Annotated in this window: 12 protein-coding genes; 5 read left to right on the top strand and 7 right to left on the bottom strand. The window is 47.4% G+C overall.

Annotation, left to right across the window (positions count from 1 at the left end; translation table 11 throughout):
• Positions 1 to 167: 167 nt before the first annotated feature.
• On the bottom strand, positions 168 to 1,178 hold the full coding sequence (locus tag J6I44_RS12390) for an RluA family pseudouridine synthase (RefSeq protein ID WP_265766454.1): 1,011 nt from the start codon (positions 1,176 to 1,178) through the stop codon (positions 168 to 170).
• Positions 1,179 to 1,458: 280 nt separating this feature from the next.
• Here J6I44_RS12390 and recN point away from each other — a divergent pair, with 280 nt between their 5' ends.
• Both recN and J6I44_RS12380 read left to right on the top strand, forming a co-directional pair.
• Positions 1,459 to 3,171 carry a DNA repair protein RecN gene (gene recN, locus J6I44_RS12385; RefSeq protein WP_265766453.1) on the top strand — a complete coding sequence of 571 codons (1,713 nt, stop codon included), beginning with the start codon at positions 1,459 to 1,461 and terminating at the stop codon, positions 3,169 to 3,171.
• A 166-nt stretch (positions 3,172 to 3,337) separates the two neighbouring features.
• Positions 3,338 to 3,715 (top strand): rhodanese-like domain-containing protein, encoded by a 378-nt coding sequence (locus J6I44_RS12380; RefSeq protein ID WP_265766452.1) that lies wholly within the window; start codon positions 3,338 to 3,340, stop codon positions 3,713 to 3,715.
• Positions 3,716 to 4,379: 664 nt separating this feature from the next.
• On the opposite strand, the gene J6I44_RS12375 is transcribed toward J6I44_RS12380, so the two are convergent.
• A complete protein-coding gene (locus J6I44_RS12375) occupies positions 4,380 to 5,378 on the bottom strand; it encodes a sugar phosphate isomerase/epimerase family protein (RefSeq protein WP_265766451.1) in 999 nt (332 codons plus the stop codon).
• Between the two features lie 41 nt (positions 5,379 to 5,419).
• The gene (locus tag J6I44_RS12370) at positions 5,420 to 8,314 is read right to left on the bottom strand and encodes an FAD-binding and (Fe-S)-binding domain-containing protein (RefSeq protein WP_265766450.1); all 2,895 of its coding nucleotides are present in this window, start codon (positions 8,312 to 8,314) and stop codon (positions 5,420 to 5,422) included.
• 106 nt (positions 8,315 to 8,420) lie between these two features.
• On the opposite strand from J6I44_RS12370, the gene J6I44_RS12365 reads away from it, so the two are divergent.
• The 3 genes from J6I44_RS12365 to J6I44_RS12355 all read left to right on the top strand — a co-directional run bounded on the left by J6I44_RS12365 (position 8,421) and on the right by J6I44_RS12355 (position 9,877).
• On the top strand, positions 8,421 to 8,642 hold the full coding sequence (locus tag J6I44_RS12365; protein ID WP_265766449.1) for a type II toxin-antitoxin system death-on-curing family toxin: 222 nt from the start codon (positions 8,421 to 8,423) through the stop codon (positions 8,640 to 8,642).
• A 585-nt stretch (positions 8,643 to 9,227) separates the two neighbouring features.
• Positions 9,228 to 9,644: a putative toxin-antitoxin system toxin component, PIN family gene (locus J6I44_RS12360; protein WP_265766448.1), complete on the top strand. Its 417-nt coding sequence runs from the start codon at positions 9,228 to 9,230 to the stop codon at positions 9,642 to 9,644.
• Positions 9,641 to 9,877 (top strand): toxin-antitoxin system HicB family antitoxin, encoded by a 237-nt coding sequence (locus J6I44_RS12355; protein ID WP_265766447.1) that lies wholly within the window; start codon positions 9,641 to 9,643, stop codon positions 9,875 to 9,877. Before J6I44_RS12360 ends, J6I44_RS12355 begins: the two co-directional genes overlap by 4 nt.
• 179 nt (positions 9,878 to 10,056) lie before the next feature.
• Here the strand turns inward: J6I44_RS12355 and J6I44_RS12350 are convergent, their stop codons facing one another.
• The 4 genes from J6I44_RS12350 to J6I44_RS12335 all read right to left on the bottom strand — a co-directional run bounded on the left by J6I44_RS12350 (position 10,057) and on the right by J6I44_RS12335 (position 12,805).
• Positions 10,057 to 11,064 (bottom strand): IS110 family RNA-guided transposase, encoded by a 1,008-nt coding sequence (locus J6I44_RS12350; protein ID WP_265766446.1) that lies wholly within the window; start codon positions 11,062 to 11,064, stop codon positions 10,057 to 10,059.
• 298 nt (positions 11,065 to 11,362) lie between these two features.
• The gene (locus J6I44_RS12345; RefSeq protein ID WP_265766445.1) at positions 11,363 to 12,112 is read right to left on the bottom strand and encodes an NAD(P)-dependent oxidoreductase; all 750 of its coding nucleotides are present in this window, start codon (positions 12,110 to 12,112) and stop codon (positions 11,363 to 11,365) included.
• A gap of 171 nt (positions 12,113 to 12,283) precedes the next feature.
• Entirely contained in the window at positions 12,284 to 12,586 is a 303-nt protein-coding gene (locus tag J6I44_RS12340) for a type II toxin-antitoxin system RelE/ParE family toxin (RefSeq protein WP_265766444.1), read from the bottom strand.
• A gap of 6 nt (positions 12,587 to 12,592) precedes the next feature.
• Complete coding sequence (locus J6I44_RS12335) at positions 12,593 to 12,805, bottom strand: addiction module protein (RefSeq protein WP_265766443.1); 213 nt, start codon at positions 12,803 to 12,805, stop codon at positions 12,593 to 12,595.
• Between the last annotated feature and the right edge of the window lie 53 nt (positions 12,806 to 12,858).

Genomic DNA, 12,858 nt, shown 5'->3' with positions numbered 1-12,858 from the left:
CGCCAGCGCTTGCATTCAACGCTGGACTACCGCACACCGGCGGAAATGCAAGAGTATTTAACCCAACAACAAGAACGGGCAGCATGATCTGGCTTAACGTACTGTCCATTTTTTTGTAGCAATTCCAAACTGCTAACTGCTAACTGCTAACTGCTAACTGCTAACTGCTAAAGCGTTGGCTTACAGTTTTGGCGCAGCTTTTCGAGGGTATGAGCAAAGTCTTCCGGAAGGTCTGAATCAAATTCGACCATTTCGCCGGTTGTAGGATGCTCAAACCCCAGCGTTTTAGCATGCAGGCACTGGCGCTGCAACTTAGCCATAATATTGTTGAACATCTGTTTTCGGCTTCCGGTATTTGCGCCATAGCGTACTGAATCACCGCCATACTTTTGGTCTCCAAGCACCCAGTGGTTTTCATTAGCCAGGTGCACGCGGATCTGATGCGTACGGCCTGTTTCAAGCTTGAGTTCCAGCAGGCTTAGGTGATCGAAGTATTCCAGCACTTTGTAGTGCGTTGTGGCGTGTTTGCCTTTGCCGTCGGGCAGCACGGCCATTTTCTTGCGGTCGCTCCGGCTTCGACCGATATCACCGGTAATGGTCCCTTCTTTATTGTCAGGTGTGCCCCAGACGATGGCCCAGTAGGTGCGTTCAATATCTTTGGTGCGAAAATATTCGCTGAGCACGCGGTGTGTTTCGTCATTTTTTGCAACCACCAGAATGCCACTGGTATCTTTATCCAGTCGGTGCACAATGCCAGGGCGAATATGTTTACTGTCGGGCTCGGAAAGTTGATCGGTGTGCCACATAAGTCCACTTACCAGCGTTCCTGTCCAGTTGCCGTAAGCAGGGTGGACCACGCGCCCGGCTTTTTTGTTAACAATGATTAGGTCGTCATCCTCATAGACAATATCCAAATCCATCTTTTCGGCGGTCACTTCCGGCGGCTTGGGGATGGGGAGATGGATGTCAATCTGGTCGCCCGGCTCCATGTTATAGGATGATTTTTCCACCTTGCCATTGACCGTTACGTATTCTCCCTCAATTGCTTTTTGCACTTTGGTACGCGAGACGTTCTGCACAAAAGACGCAATATATTTATCCAATCGCATGCCGGTCGTATGTCCGGCGGGTACTTTGAAGTGATATTCTTTAAACTCTTGTTCTTTTTTATTGCTCATACAGGTTGTTAGGGGTGATTATGAGAGGAAACGCTCAAGATATAATTTTTTTAAATTTTTTTGTAAGGATTTACTCGTAAAAGGTACTTACCTATGACTCTTCATTAAGACAGACTACAAGCGCAAAGGAATTAGGCCTCCGTTTACGGGGGCCTTTTATCTTTGATAAGGATATGCCCATAAAGATCCAATTATTGTATTGTTAAAAATATAAGGGAACGCAGAAATTTTGCCTGTTGCTTTGTACATTGCATGCGCCGATCAAAATGAATAACGGACTATGATACAATCACTTTACATTAAAGACTTTGCCCTGATCGACGAGCTTGAAGTTTCATTCGAGGAAGGGCTGAATATTCTTACGGGTCAGACCGGGGCCGGAAAATCCATTATCATTGGCGCCCTGAACATGATATTGGGAGAGCGTGCCGATACCGAGGTAATACGCCAGGGATCTGATAAAGCCATTACAGAGGCTATTTTATCGGTAGGGAAGCATCCAGAGATTGAAAAACTATTGGAAGAAAATGCGGTAGAAGTTCGTCCCGAGTTGATACTGCGGCGCGAAATCCGGTCCTCCGGCAGTCGTGGATTTATCAATGATACTCCGGTCACCATTTCCGTATTACGACAGGTAGGGAATTACCTGGTGGATCTGCACGGGCAGCACGATCACCAGTTGTTGCTCAAGGAGGAGAATCACCGGAATGTAATCGACGGCTTTGAGCATATTGTAGCGAAGAAGCAGGCGTACCGGCAGGAGTACGAAAAGATGGTGAGCTTGCGGAAGGAGCTGCGGAAGCTGAAGAAACGCGAACGAGAGCTGGAGGAGAAAGTTGAGCTTTTTCGTTTTCAGGTACAGGAGTTGGATGATGCTGATCTGGATCCCAACGAGGAAGAAGAGCTGGAGACCGAAATGCACCTGTTGGATAATGCCGAAGAGCTCGACCAGAAAGCATCTTCAATTGTCAAAATTGGACAGGAGGATGAACTTAATGCGGTTGGATTGCTGAACCAAATTAAGCTGCATCTTGAAGACTTGAGTCGCATAGAGCCCGAGTTTGCAAATTATCTTGACGAGATTTCATCGGCCCGGATTACGATACAGGAGACCGTACAGTTTGCGGAGCGCTATCGAAGCCGGATTGAGTTTAATCCGAATCGACTGGAGGAACTCCGAAGCCGTCAGAACGAGCTGAACCGGCTTCAAAAGAAATATCAGAGAAGTATCCCGGATCTTATCGAGTATCTGCATGAAATTCGTAAAGAACTAAGCCTGGCAGAAAACTTTGATCTGGAGATCGAAAAGATGGAAGCAAAGATTGAAGACCAGGCCCAGACGCTGGCAAACGTGGCTCAAAAGTTACATTCAGCCCGGCAAAAAGTGGGCGAGCGAGTCAGTCGACAGGTCGAAGAAGAACTGAGTGATTTAGGGATACCGCATGCTGAGTTCAAGGTCCGGGTGGACTGGTTGGTGGTCTCCGAAGAGCGGGGATGGATTACGGCTGAAGGGCAGCCGGTGGAATGTACCGAGCACGGGTGCGATGAGGTTAGCCTGTATATTTCTACCAATAAAGGAGAAGAGCCCAAGCCGCTGGCCAAGATTGCCTCCGGTGGAGAGATCAGCCGCGTGATGTTGGCCCTTAAATCGATTATCGCCCGCGAACAAAGTCTCCCGGTCATGATTTTTGACGAAATTGATACCGGCATCAGCGGAGAGATATCCGAAAAGGTAGGGCGTACCATGCGGCGACTTGCGCAAAAGTGCCAGATTATGGCTATCACCCACCAGCCACAGATTGCCAGCCAGGCGCACAAGCATTACAAAGTGCAAAAGGTGGAAGAGAAGGGTCGAACCGTATCACGTATTGTTCCCCTTGGGGATAACGAGCATATCACAGAAGTGGCAGGTCTGATGAGCGGTGAAGATATCACGGATGCAGCCCTCAGAAGTGCACGGGAACTTATTGAGAAGAATACCTTTACAAATTAACTGTGCCTTGTCACCCTGAATTTGTTTCAGGGTCTAAGAGGTCCGCTCGTGCGATAGATCACAGAAGCGAGTCGCTTGCGATAGACAGTTTGAGTTTTATAAGGAATTATTCACCTTTTTCCCGGTTTACATCTGTTCAGATTAGTAGCTAAAACAATAAATTATTATGGGAAAACATCATTCCGATCGATTTGTGACACTTGTTGACGATGCTAAGACGCGCATCGAAGAGATTACTCCGGATGCAGTGAAGGAAAAGCTTGAGGATGAGGAAAACTTCGTACTGCTGGATGTTCGTGAGCAGGATGAATGGAGAAAGTCGCATATCGCGGGAGCAAGTTACCTCGGGAAGGGTATCATCGAACGTGATATAGAGACGGAGTATCCCAATATTGACGAAGAGATCATTCTTTATTGTGGGGGCGGTTTTCGTTCAGCCCTGGCTGCCGACAGCCTCCAAAAGATGGGTTATAGTAATGTAAAGTCGTTGGCCGGTGGATTCCGGTCATGGACCGAAGCCGGATATCCTATTGAAAAAGAATAGCTTTTTGCCCTTATAGCCTGAATTTTTCCACCTTTTGCCGTGCCCCGTCCATACGGGGGCTTGACCCTTCTGAAGCCTCGGAACCAGCAGAACCGGGGCTCGTAAAACCCCAAGGCTGAGAAGGCCGCGAATGGGAATCAAGCAACATCTTTAATATGCTCCACACCGTCATCTCGACCAACGGGAGAGATCTTTTACTCTCAAAGCAAAAAGCTCAAAGAGTAGAAGATTTCTCCCCCGACAGTAGTCGGAATCGAAATGACAATGAGAGGGTTTCATACATCTTGTCCCCCTTCCCTTTCGTAGGCCGATTGGTCTCTTCTTGAGGCATAGGTGCTTTTGATTCTATTTCCGGCCTAACGAATCATGGGCGAAGGGGAAGGATGATCCCATCCGAGACCGGAGCGGGTCATAATTCTCAGCCTGTCCTGTGGAATGCCTCTTCTTGGCCTTCCGAGGAATCGGAGGATTCCACGGGGCCGATGATTTTTTTGATTACTTTTTTCATCAAAGAAAAATAGTAATAAGATAATACAAGTCATGGACTCATCTATTAATGACGCATTGAGGCAAAACAGTACTACTACGAATACGTGGAGGGGCCTTATCCGTCACCCTCTTGCGTGTCCGTACTAAGGTGTGCAAGGATCAATTTTCATAAATTTTAGCTTATTCTATCCAGCCCCGCTTCTTTGAGCCAGCCATCCAGGGTGTTGAGGTCTTGTTTTAGGGCTGAGAGCACTTCTTCCTCAGCTATATTCAGGGTGGTGGCTCCGTGATTGGCTCCGCCGAGATCATACTCGTAATGAATAGAAATGGGGGCATATACTCTGTGTTTTTTGAGCAGCCTGAAGTACTGTGGAAAGTTGACCATTCCTTGGCCCAGGGGTACATTCTGTTCATGCCAGCTACCGTCATCCGTTTTTTGCCAATGAAAATCTTTAATATCCAGCGTGCCAATATAGGGATGAATGGCTGAAAAGTCGTTTTCCCATGAATGGACGCCTTCTACCGTGGAATGGCGGATATCATACTGAGAGCCAATCCATTCGGAATTCAATTCGTTTAGCACCACCCACAGGTCCCAGATGGAAGAACCAAAACTTGCACCAGCGTGATTTTGATAATCACCCTGAATACCATATTGCTCGTTGATTTCGGCAAGGCGGCTTAGTTTGGAAGCAAAGATATCCAGATTCTGCTCAATGCTCTTTGCTGTATCATAGGGAAACCAGTCGGTGCGATAATGACCAATACCCAGCTCGCCAGCTGTTTTAAGGATGGGCTTTGTATGTGGATCATCCGGATCGCTAATGGCCGTGCTGATCATGTAGACTTCAAGTCCTTCATCGCGAACAGCTGCTACGGCTTTGGGCAGGTCGCGCTCCGCATTTTCAGGCAATACGTGTCCACCGGGACGAACGGTCAGGTCAATGCCATCAAAACCTAAGTCGGCCGCTGTTTTTGCCATCTTGGGGTAATCCAGCCACTGGAGGTGCTTGGAAAAAACAGAAATGCTGTATGCTGTCTGTTCTTGGTTGCGGCTATGCGGATAGGGTGGTTTATTTTGTGTTGTGCCTTCCCCAAAAGTATTTAATCCTGGAAACAGACCCGCTGACGAAAGAAGGGAAGCACGGAGAAAGTCTTTACGGCTAAAATTCATACTCAAATAGGATAATTTTTAAGAGACCTTATAATAAGAATTTAGGTGGTTAGACTTTTGGCCACAAGCTCAGCCGGATGAACAGCCTTTCGATCAACGCCATCATTAATCTGATGACGGCACGAAAAGCCGGGTGCACAGATGAGGGCATCATCCGGCAGTTTACGCAGCGCAGGAAAAAGCGTGAGCTCGCCAATATCCATAGAGACCTCATAGTGATTTTCCTCGTATCCAAAGCTGCCGGCCATTCCGCAACAGCCGGTTTGTAGGATTTCGGTCTCGTAACCGGCGGCTTGGAGTGCATCCTCAACAGCCGTATTTCCAATAAGCGCTTTGGCGTGGCAGTGCCCGTGAATATAAACTTTGTTGGAGGTACCGGGAGGTGAGTTTGTCTGCAAAGTAGAGGCTACAAACTCTTCGAAGGTAACACTCTGCTCCGCAACCTGCTGGGCAGCAGGCAGCTGGTCATCATCGCAGAGATCCAAATATTCATCTCGCAACGTCAACAGCTCAGAGGGTTCCAGGCCGATGATGGGATACCCTTGTTCAGCATAATTAGTCAGCACTGGCAAGCTTTGATCCAGTACCTGTTTGGCGTGGTCGACCATGCCCTTGGAAAGCTGTGGGCGACCCAGCTCATGAATCTCCGGAACAATAACCCGGTGACCGGTAGCCTCTAAAAATTGAACAGCCGCTTTGCCAATGTCGGGGTCGTGGTAATTGGTAAAAATATCGATCAGTAGCACAACACTTCGTCCGGCTTCTGCGTTTGACGTCGGGCGATTAGTATTGGATCTGTTGCTAAACCAATCCATGAAGGTCTCGGTAGCGAATGCCGGCAGGTCTCGTCGTTTATCAATACCAATCCACTGCTGGAGAAGTTCTTTTACGACCGGTTGTTTGAGCATCCAGTTCGAAAGCTTCGGGAACAGGGAAGCCAGCGGATAGAGCGTGCCCGCCTGGCCAAAAAAGCGTTCGTGAAGGGAGATGCCGTTCTCTTCGTGCCAGCCCTGCATAAACTCGGCTTTCATGCGAGCCATATCCACATTGGCGGGACATTCACTCTTACAGGCCTTACAGCTGAGACAGAGATCCAGGGCATCACGGAGTTCTTCGGATTGGAAAGCCTCGGCTTGTCGACCGGAAAATAGTTGACGGAAAAGGTTGGCCCGGCCCCGCGTCGAATCTTTTTCCCGTTTGGTGGCCATATAGGAGGGGCACATCGTTCCGCCGCTGTCAGCCAGCTTCCGACAAACTCCAGCCCCGTTACAAAGCTCAACGGCATCGGCAAAACCCTCTTCGCGACGCCAGTTAAAGGTAGTGTTGACTTCAGGTGGCCGGTACGATGGAGAATAACGAAGGTCAGCCTCCATCGGTTTGGGATCAACAATTTTACCGGGATTCAACAGGTTTTGTGGATCCCAAATTTGTTTAACCTGTTTAAGCAAAGGCATCATCTCAGAGCCCAGCACCTTTTCGATATAGGGAGCACGGGTTCGTCCGTCGCCATGCTCGCCGGAAAGTGATCCCCGATATTTTCGGACCAGATCAGCAATTTCGCCAGCCATGACCTTCATTTTCTCAATTTCCTTCTCCTTCTTCAGGTTGATAACAGGACGCAGATGTAGCTCGCCCACAGAGGCGTGCGCATAAAACACGCACTTGGAATCGTGTTTATCGAGAATGCGCTGGAAGTCATCAACATAGTCAGGCAGGTCAGGCACACGTACGGCCGTATCTTCGCAGAAGGTGGGGGTCCGTCCCTCAGCCCCCAGCCCCATCAAAAGCCCCAGGCCTGCCTTTCGAAGCTCCCATACACGGTCAATTTTTTCAGGATCCGTAATGACCGGCGAAGAAGAGCTAAGTCCGAGCGTTTTTAGACGGTCGCCCAGCTCTTGTGCTTTGGCCCGCAGCTGATTCGGATCGTCTCCATCAAACTGAATAATCAGGACGGCTTTGGGTTCTCCTTCAAGAAAAAAGCGGTTTTTCTTTTGTTCGATGTTGTTCTTGGTGGCATCCAGGATGATATCATCAATGAGTTCAACGGCAGCCGGATCCATCTTAACGGCTTCTACCGTGGCCTCCATTGCCGCCCGAATGGAGGAAAATTGGGGCGTCAGAAGAATGCTGTGAGGGTCTCTTTGGACGAGGTTGAGTTTGGCCGAGGCGGTTACGGCCAGGGTCCCTTCACTGCCACAGAGCAGCTCGGCGAGGTTGAACGGACGTCCCCCTTCTGTAAACGGTTCCATCTCGCAAAGCCGGTCGAGTGCATATCCGGTATTCCGGCGGATCACTTCCGGGTGTGGATAATTAGCCAGTATTTTTTCTTTATGGTCCCGAATCAGGCTAACCATTTGGCGATAAATGTCTCCTTCCAGGCTATCCAGCTCCATCTTTTGCTGGAGCTCTTCTTCACTTAATGGCTTAAAAGTCGCCCGTGAGCCATCGCTGAGAACGGCATCAATTTCGAGCACATGCTCACGAGTGGTTTTGTGCTTGATGGAAAAAAGTCCGCACGAATTATTGCCAATCATGCCGCCAATCATGCATCGGCTGGTCGTAGCGGTATCCGGACCAAAAAGAAGGCTATGAGCAGCCGCTTCCCGGTTCAGCGTATCGCGGATGACGCCGGGCTGTACATGCGCGGTCTGTTTCCGGGCATCAATATTGACAATGCGGTTCATCTTTCGGCCAATATCCATGATGATGCCATTGCCGGTCGTCTGTCCGGCCAGGCTGGTGCCCGCCCCACGTGCGGTAACGGGTGTATTGTTGGCCCGGGCATATTGGATGAGGTCAATAATATCCTGAGTGTTCTTAGGGTAGGCGACAGCTTCAGGTAATTCCTGGTAGCTGGAGGCATCGGTAGCATAAAGCCGCCGCGTTTGTTCATCGGTGTAGAGCGTAACCTGCTCAGAGGCTGTTTTTGTATCCATAGGGCAGTGATATACTAATATTTAAATGCCTTTGCAAGGTCGAAAATGACCTGCTAAAGGGTTTCTCAAATAACTGTTGTCGTATAAGGGGCGGTCATGTAAAGTGGTGGCAGCCTATGGACTTCACATTTGTAAGAATCATCCATTATTCGATGGAAACAAGAGAACAGCTTTAGTAGCGATTTATACCTTTCTGTACGTTAAGGGCGATCGCCTGCAAGCTGACAAAAAAGGTTTGTATGCTGTAATGATCGATTTAGCTGATGGAAAAGTCGAAAAAGAAGAATTGACAAAATTCTTGAAAGAAAATACCAAAGAGAGAAAGTAGCTTCGTTTACCTAACGACATGGCGGACTACTACGCCGAAGTAGCACGGCTACGTAGGCTGTACATAAGGTGCGCCCGTAAAATTGTTGAATTGTTAAATAATAAATGGAAAGCTAAAAAGCCGAACTCGCACCGCTTGATTGGAGGCGACAGCGGCCCTATACTTTTCGATATCCGGCCTTGTGGTATGCCGGAACTATCGGCGTGTGCTGCCCCTGCTCCGAGATGCCAGTAACTGGAATGGCCCTTACGGGCTATAGCCCCGCGTTTGATCATCCGGGCTCAGGGCACGCAATATATTCTATGGCCGTCCCGTGGATGCGGGACCGATTATTAGTCTGGCCCCTTAGCCTTACTAACGATATGTAGAGCCTCTATATGTGTTTGGTGCAGCCTGCGATGCTGTCAACCGTTGTTGATATACTGCCTGTAGCAAGATCCATGCAGAGGGCAAGAAAAATAACACCAGGTGAGGGAATATGTTTCTTGCGCGAAATAATTATTGTCTGTTGCCTTTGGAGGCCATGTATAGGTTAGCACCACAAACTTTTTGATATTATTTTGGTATTGCATATAATACCATATTATGATTAGCGTTGTTATTGATACCAATGTATTAATTTCAGCTCTTCGCTTGAACCGAGGAGCCTCATTTAAATTGATCAGTTTAATCGGAACCGGAAAGTTTGATATCAGTCTTTCGGTACCATTATTGATTGAGTATGAAGCAGTAAGCAAAAGGAAAAAGTTTGAACATCTGATCGACACAGATATCGATGATTTGTTAAACTACTTGTGTAAAGTAGCTGACAAGCGAGATATCTTTTTTCTTTGGCGACCTTTTTTGAAAGATCCCAAAGATGACATGGTACTAGAATTAGCTGTTGAAGCAGGTTGTGAATATATAATTACCTACAACTTCGGTGACTTTAAAGGCATTGAGCAATTTGGAGCGGAAGCGACAACGCCAAAGCAATTTTTAATTAAAATCGGAGAATTATGAGCACTTTAAGCGTACGGCTGCCCGACTCGATGCACAAAAAAATAAAAGAACTGGCAAAAAAAGAAGGCGTATCTATGAATCAGCTAATTAATTCTGCTGTTTCTGAAAAGTTGTCTGCTTTAATGACAGTAGAATATTTAAAGAAAAGAGGTGAATTAAGTTCACGAGAAAAATTTGAGCACGTATTGTCAAAAGTTCCAAACGAAGAGCCAGATGAAAAGGACAAGTTTTAACTTGTGATGCTAACGGCCTAGCGCTTAACCGGCGTGCGGATTAATGTTGATTAGTTAAATAATGAACAGAGAGCTAAAAAGCCAAAAGTAGGCATTGGCCTGCTCACCGAAGCTTTGTTTTTAAAGCGTAGGAGAGCGAGGCACGTCCCACTTAATGCGTATTCTAAGACTAAGTCAAGTTATTTTGCGGCTTCGTGCTGATGTATTTTTACGTAGGGGGTGCCCCGATTAATGACCGCAAAGACCCGGTACAGCAGCTTGCAGATCACCGCATTTCGTACGCTTTGGGGATGTTTTCCTTCCTCGCATTTTCGCTTGTAATAGGCTTGAAGTTCCGGATCGTACTGGATAGCCGAATGTACCCCATTGAGCAGTAAGGATTTCAGCCGTTGGCACCGCCATCGGCTCACTCGGTCAGGACTCCTATGCTGGCCCGATTGTTTGGGGAACGGGGCACTACCAGTAAAACAGGCCAGTTGTCGGGCGTTGGAAAATCGAGTAAATCCTTCCGTATATACTAATAGCCAACCGGCGATCACAGGTCCAATACCCGGAATACTTACTAGCAGATCATATTGGCCTTCAGTGGTATTGTATCGGCGGAGGAGCCTTCTAATCTTGCGATCGACCTGTTTTAGTTGCGTAGTCAATTGGTCGTGTTGAGTTTGCATTTGCTGGTTAATTTCTGTCAGATCTGCTACTTGGCTGGTAAGGGTATTTGCTTGGATACCATTGGTTAGGGCCGTTCGCATCTTGACTAGCCTTTCCCGCCACAGCAGCCATCCCCGTAGCTCCAGCAGTGCCTTGGACGGTAACCGGCTGGGCCGCAGCTGATCCCGGAAGCGCCACAAGTACTCAGCCAGGCGGCGAGCATCAATGGGATCCGACTTCCCCCGACGGATACCCAACGAGAGCTGAACCTGGACGGCCGAAACCACCACATAACAAATCCCGGCTTCTTCTAATAGGGTCGCCAGCAACAGCCCATAGGGGCCGGTGTGCTCAAAATAAACGATAAGCTCATGCAGGCGGATGTTACCTCGTTTCCATCGGCCAATCATTTTGTGGATTCCTTTTGGACTGTTTACGGTCTGGCCCGTTGCACATTCAGTGTTTTGGGCATCAGTTACCTGCCAATCCAACCGTTGTCTTGAGATGTCAATACCTATATAATAGCTGGCTTCCATAAGACTTTCTCCTATATTACCTAGTGAAGGGGTGCCGCTTACTGGATAGGACCAGCCACTATTACCTCCTGTGAGTCCTTGAGGGCTTACATTCTAACGAGCGGGTTCTGGCCGGAAACCTGCCGGGGACTCATACGCACCGGTAGCTCGAAAGCTAGCGGGTTATTTAGCCCGCCCCGGCGGGCCCAGTAGCGGATTATACCACTAACATAAGTAGTTTTTATCTTAGGAGTAATCTAAAGGCGGGTTATAGGTTCAACTGAGCTACAAAATGGGTAATGTTTTTTTGTTGTTAAATTTATTTAGCTACTGCCACAGCCATTTTCAGATAAGTATCGTCCGTTAGCTGACAAATCATAAATTCTGCCACATCGCCCCGTGAGATACGAACAGTCCAAATATAGCTGCCGATATCCGGACCATGACGGAAATTACCATGTTTAGGATTGTTAGTCAGCACTCCTGGACGGACAATGGTCCAATTGACATTACTTTCTGTAATTAGCTTTTCTTGACGAGCTTTATCCCAAAAATAAAAAGGCAGAATTACTGGAATAGTGAAGAAGGTGTAGTATAGTCCAAGTCGTCCGGCACTGTTGCCAATACCCAAAGAAGTCTCGCAGACTAAGCGCGACACACCAAATTTCTCCATTGCCCGAAGCAGGTTATGGGTGCCTTTTGAGAGGATACGTGTGGGGTAAAAAAATCTCTTGTGACCCAGAGCCGAGAGCACGGCGTCATTCCCGCGGACCGCCTTTTCTACCGACTCATAATCTAACACGTTGCCTTGAGCAATTGTCAACTTTGGATGCTCGATCTTTAATCCCGCTGGGTTCCGGACAAAAGCCGTAACCTGATATTCTCTTCCTAGCAATTGTCGGACAAGCTCTTGCCCCGTCCCACCTGTAGCGCCAATCACCAAGATTCGTTCTGGCTTTTCATTATTTCCGTCTTTCCTATCAGACTTAACACGTGAATAAAGGGCCCCTTGTTTTAAAGCAAAAGAGAGGATAAGGGCATAGAACAGATAAAGTAAAATGAATTTCATAAAAGGACCCTATCTATCTAAATGGTGGTTGAACCTATAACGACATTGCGCATAACCGGCAGGCGCAACAGTGTTTAGTTAATTACAAAACAAAAGATTAACTAATAAATGGAAGGGAGGCAAGGAGAGGGCGAGGCCTGTCCGAGTTAATGCGCGGGTTAGGTTTCCCGACTACTCGGTTCTTGTTTTCCAAGACTCTGGACTTCTTCGCTGATGGAGAATAGCAAAGACAGTTATAATCTCTTCTTCATTGACAAAATAAATAGAAAAGGGAAAACGGTTGGTTAAAGCTCGATGAACTCTGTCTTTATAAACGACTTGATGGTGAAGAGGATGACGGCTAATTTCTGAAAGTTTTGCATCAATGCAGCGAATGAACTCCTGACCTAATCCATGATTTTGCTCTTGATACCACTGGTAAGCACCATCTAAATCTTGCTGCGCATCTTCGGTAAGGATTAACGTTTTGGGCAAAGCGATTTATAGATATTTTTGACGGATCTCTTTCCAGGAAGATCCATTCTTTTTGTCTTTTTCTAAGGTCTTAAGACGTTGCTCCAAAATAGATTTGTGATGATCAGGGACTTCAACCTCTTCTGGATCTGAGGCAATGGAATCCCATAAGGCTTCGACCAGAAGCAACTTTTCATTTTTATTGAGCCGTGAAAGCTCATTGATTAATGTCTTTTCCATGACAGAAAATTTGTTTTGCAATTACAGACTTAAGTTGATTAAAAACGAGCTTG

Source organism: Fodinibius salsisoli (assembly GCF_026229185.1).
GTDB classification, from domain to species: domain Bacteria; phylum Bacteroidota; class Rhodothermia; order Balneolales; family Balneolaceae; genus Fodinibius; species Fodinibius salsisoli.
Note: the sequence above shows the minus strand (reverse complement) of the source record. Positions and strands in the feature narration are given on the sequence as shown.

Excerpts from the sequence above, each read along its gene's own strand:
- J6I44_RS12370 (WP_265766450.1), bottom strand. The coding sequence starts at position 8,314 with ATGGATACAAAAACAGCCTCTGAGCAGGTTACGCTCTACACCGATGAA.
- J6I44_RS12335 (WP_265766443.1), bottom strand. The coding sequence starts at position 12,805 with ATGGAAAAGACATTAATCAATGAGCTTTCACGGCTCAATAAAAATGAA.
- recN (WP_265766453.1), top strand. The coding sequence starts at position 1,459 with ATGATACAATCACTTTACATTAAAGACTTTGCCCTGATCGACGAGCTT.
- J6I44_RS12350 (WP_265766446.1), bottom strand. The coding sequence starts at position 11,064 with ATGGAAGCCAGCTATTATATAGGTATTGACATCTCAAGACAACGGTTG.
- J6I44_RS12375 (WP_265766451.1), bottom strand. The coding sequence starts at position 5,378 with ATGAATTTTAGCCGTAAAGACTTTCTCCGTGCTTCCCTTCTTTCGTCA.
- J6I44_RS12355 (WP_265766447.1), top strand. The coding sequence starts at position 9,641 with ATGAGCACTTTAAGCGTACGGCTGCCCGACTCGATGCACAAAAAAATA.
- J6I44_RS12380 (WP_265766452.1), top strand. The coding sequence starts at position 3,338 with ATGGGAAAACATCATTCCGATCGATTTGTGACACTTGTTGACGATGCT.
- J6I44_RS12345 (WP_265766445.1), bottom strand. The coding sequence starts at position 12,112 with ATGAAATTCATTTTACTTTATCTGTTCTATGCCCTTATCCTCTCTTTT.
- J6I44_RS12390 (WP_265766454.1), bottom strand. The coding sequence starts at position 1,178 with ATGAGCAATAAAAAAGAACAAGAGTTTAAAGAATATCACTTCAAAGTA.
- J6I44_RS12360 (WP_265766448.1), top strand. The coding sequence starts at position 9,228 with ATGATTAGCGTTGTTATTGATACCAATGTATTAATTTCAGCTCTTCGC.